We start from the raw sequence: 3,229 nt of genomic DNA, 5'->3' as shown, positions 1-3,229 counted from the left end.
GTACGCGCCCGAAGTGGGGCTGGACGCGGCGCCGGTGGGGGGCCACTCGTGAGAGCCGCGTGGGGACTGCTGGCGCTGGTGCTCCTGGTGGGGAAGCCCGGCGTGGCGGACGCGGCGCGGCTGCGCACCCAGTACTCGGGCGTGGTGAACCTCAACGAAGCGACGGCCGCGGAACTCGACTTGCTGCCGGGTGTCGGTGACTCGGCGGCGCAGCGCATCATCCAGCACCGGGGCAAGCGCCCCTTCCAGCGCGTGGAGGAGTTGGTGCGGGTGAAGGGCTTCGGGCGCAAGAAGTTCCTCAAGCTCAAGCCGCACCTGACGCTGAGCGGGCCCACCACCTTGAAGGTCGAGCAGGTGCCTCCGCCTCCCGAAGGAAAGGAGGTGGTCGCCACGAACAACTGACACGACGCATCCATTCACTGGGGAGTGGGGTCGCCGCCCGGGTCTACCTCGTGGCCCGGGCGGTGGCCCTGTCGAGTCCCGGCTTCGCGCCGGGGGAGCGGCCAGGCGCGGTGCACGTGAGGTTTGTATCTGGAACCCGGCTGGTAGAGCATCCGCCGCCATGAACCGACGACTGCCCCGACTGCTCACCGCGCTGCCCGTCTCGGCCGCGCTGGTTGCTCCGCCCGTGCTCGCGTGTACCAGCATGCTGGTCAACAAGGGTGCCACGGCGGACGGCGCCACCCTGATGACCTACGCCGCGGACGCGCACGAGCTGTACGGCGAGCTGTACTACACGCCCGCGCGCCGCCACGCCGCGGGCGCCATGCGCGACATCATCGAGTGGGACACCGGCAAGCACCTGGGGCGCATCCCCGAGGCGCCGGTGACGTACTCCGTCGTCGGCAACATGAACGAGCACCAGTTGTCCATCGGCGAGTCCACCTTCTCCGGCCGCAAGGAGCTGGAGGGGCCGGCGGGCATCGTCGACTACGGCTCGCTCATCTACATCGCGCTGGAGCGCTCCAAGACGGCCCGCGAGGCCATCACGGTGATGACGAAGCTGGTGGCCGAGCACGGCTACGCGTCCACCGGTGAGTCCTTCTCCATCGCCGACCCGAAGGAGGCGTGGCTGCTGGAGCTGATTGGCAAGGGCGCCGGTCAGAAGGGCGCGGTGTGGGTGGCCCGTCGGCTGCCGGAGGGGCACATCACCGCGCACGCCAACCAGGCGCGCATCGAGCAGTTCCCGATGAACGACCCGGACAACGTGCTGTTCTCGCCGGACGTCGTCTCCTTCGCGCGCGAGAAGGGCTGGTTCAAGGGCGCGGACAAGGACTTCAGCTTCGCGCAGACGTACAACCCGCTCGACTTCGGCGGGCAGCGCTTCTCCGAGGCGCGGGTGTGGAGCATCTTCCGGCGCGCGGCGCCGTCGAAGAACTACGGTCCGGAGTACGCGGATGGCTCCGCGCCGGCGAAGCGGCTGCCCCTGTGGGTCAAGCCGGACAAGAAGCTGTCCGTGCAGGACGTGATGTCGCTGATGCGGGACCACTTCGACAACACGCCGCTCGACATGTCCAAGGACGTGGGCGCGGGCCCCTACGCGGCGCCCTACCGCTGGCGGCCGATGACGTGGGAGGTGGACGGCAAGAAGTACGTCCACGAGCGCGCCATCTCCACTCAGCAGACGGGCTTCTCCTTCGTCGCGCAGATGCGCGCCTCCATGCCGGCGCCCATCGGCGGGGTGCTCTGGTTCGGCGTGGATGACACGTCCATGACGGTCTACACGCCGATGTACGCGGGCATCCGGCAGGTGCCGAGGAACTTCTCCCAGGGCGTGGCCAGCCGTGGGGCGTTCTCCTGGGACTCGTCCTTCTGGGTCTTCAACTGGGTGTCCAACCAGGCGTATGCGCGCTGGAGCGACATCTCCGTGGACGTGCACAAGGAGCAGGGCGCGCTGGAGGGCCAGTTCCTCGCGGACCAGGCCGACATCGAGAAGACGGCGCTGGAGCACTACAAGCGCAGCCCGGAAGAGGCGCGGCAGTACCTCACCACCTACTCGGTGCAGCAGGGCGAGAAGGTCCACGCGCGCTGGAAGAAGCTCGGGGAGACGCTGCTGGTGAAGTACATCGACGGCAACGTCCGCGACGAGCAGGGCAAGGTGAACCACCCCAAGTACCCGGACAGCTGGTACCGGCGCATCGCCCAGGAGCGCGGCAAGAGCGTGGAGATGCCGCCCGAGCCCGAGGAGCCCAAGCCCGTCGCGGCCCCGGCTCCGGCCCCCGCACAGAAGGCGCCGGCGCCCGCGTCGAAGCCCACGGTGGCGCCCGCCCCGTAGGCCCGCCGGCCCCCTTCCCGGACCCGGGTCCGGGAGGGGCGCCCAGGGTTGTTCCACCGAGCGGGGGCGCTCGGGCAGGGCGCTCCCGCCTCCCACCCCACGGGGTGGGCAGACGGGCGCCCCTCTCGAGGGCTTCAGGCGGTGGGGTTTGGAAGGCAGACCTGGCGGGCGCTGAAAGCCTCACCCACGTCTTGCCGGTGACTGATACACAACGAATTCTACACGGCAGGGGGGACCGCGAAGAGATAGACCTCCTGCGACTCAAAAGACTTGGCAGAGACAGGGAGGCGGCAGGTGAGGGAAGATGAAGTCATGAAGGACACGGCCAGTGGGGAGCCTGAACCCCAGGAAGGTGAGCGGCCCAAGGGCCCGCCGCTCGGAGAAGTGCTCGAGTTCATGCGCCTGCTGTGGGCCGTGGACCACGGGCTTCAATCCACCTCGAAGCGAATGGAGTCGACGCTGGGCCTCACGGGTCCGCAGCGGCTCGTCATCCGCCTGGTGGGTCGCTTCCCGGGCATCACCGCCGGCACGCTCGCCCAGATTCTCCACGTCCACCCGAGCACCCTGACGGGCGTGCTCAAGCGGCTGGAGAAGCGCGGCCTGCTGGAGCGCAAGTCGGACCCGCTGGACGGACGCAAGGCGCTGTTCGCCCTCACGGAGACTGGACGCGGGCTGGACGTTCCCTCCGAGGGCACCGTCGAGTCGGCCGTGGCGCGCGTCCTCTCCCGGATGTCGCGCAACCGCATCCTCTGCACGCAGGACGTGCTCACCGCGCTCGCCCAGGAGCTGGGTGGCGTACCGCCTCCGGAAGAGGACCTCGCCGACCCGACCGCGAAGAAGTCGGACGCTCGCTGAACAGGCGTGTCACGGCCCGCCCCTCCGGCGGGCCTCCGCTCGGTCGATTCAAACTCCACGAGCGTCGACCGGTGCCGCCCCCCGCGCAGGCCCTCGACG

3 protein-coding genes are annotated in these 3,229 nt (G+C 69.6%); all 3 read left to right on the top strand.

Annotated elements, in window-relative coordinates:
- Positions 1 to 402, top strand: a 402-nt coding sequence (locus FJV41_RS48540; RefSeq protein WP_246137897.1) for a ComEA family DNA-binding protein, incomplete at its 5' end; no start/stop codon positions are given.
- 160 nt (positions 403 to 562) lie between these two features.
- The gene (locus FJV41_RS48535) at positions 563 to 2,275 is read left to right on the top strand and encodes a dipeptidase (protein WP_141649415.1); all 1,713 of its coding nucleotides are present in this window, start codon (positions 563 to 565) and stop codon (positions 2,273 to 2,275) included.
- A gap of 312 nt (positions 2,276 to 2,587) precedes the next feature.
- The gene (locus FJV41_RS48530) at positions 2,588 to 3,130 is read left to right on the top strand and encodes a MarR family winged helix-turn-helix transcriptional regulator (protein WP_141649414.1); all 543 of its coding nucleotides are present in this window, start codon (positions 2,588 to 2,590) and stop codon (positions 3,128 to 3,130) included.
- Positions 3,131 to 3,229 lie beyond the last annotated feature (99 nt).

The sequence above is a fragment of the Myxococcus llanfairpwllgwyngyllgogerychwyrndrobwllllantysiliogogogochensis genome, assembly GCF_006636215.1.
Lineage (GTDB): Bacteria > Myxococcota > Myxococcia > Myxococcales > Myxococcaceae > Myxococcus > Myxococcus llanfairpwllgwyngyllgogerychwyrndrobwllllantysiliogogogochensis.
This window is presented reverse-complemented; position numbering and strand designations above follow the sequence as displayed.